Here is a 396-nt window from a genome sequence, read left to right as displayed (position 1 = left end):
GGCCCTCCGCCCGCCCTTCGTCAGGCTGCGCCGCCCCCGGGTGACCTGGGCGGGCGCGGACAAGGAGCTTCTCACCTCGTTCGGACGGCCGTCCCTGGAGACGGACCTGGCTCAGCTGATGGCCGGCGTCGAGAGTTCCATCCATCTGGGCGGCCGGACGTACGACGTGTCGGTGACCGCCCGGCTGCGCGAGCGCGTCGGCGGGGCCACCGGCGACGAGGCGCGCCCGATGTCGATCTACATACGTTCCGGCCAGGGGGTCACTGTCAGCGGAGAGCGGAAGAACAGCTGGAGCGTGCGTACCTTCCTGGGCGCCCGCGGCGAGACCAGACTGACCGGCCTCCTGGGCCTCCGGCTCGGTCAGGCCGGCCTGACCGGCACGGTTGGAGGCGGCAC

The 396-nt window shown here is 72.7% G+C and carries 1 protein-coding gene; it reads left to right on the top strand.

Annotated elements, in window-relative coordinates:
• The coding region (locus tag ACLZOT_RS50275) for a hypothetical protein (RefSeq protein ID WP_416976027.1) at nucleotides 1-396 on the top strand (396 nt) is incomplete at both ends.

The organism is Streptomyces sp. 4F14, from assembly GCF_048159485.1.
In the GTDB taxonomy this organism is placed as follows: domain Bacteria; phylum Actinomycetota; class Actinomycetes; order Streptomycetales; family Streptomycetaceae; genus Streptomyces.
The sequence above is the reverse complement of the archived record's forward strand: the minus strand, read 5'-3'. Positions and strand labels throughout refer to the sequence as shown.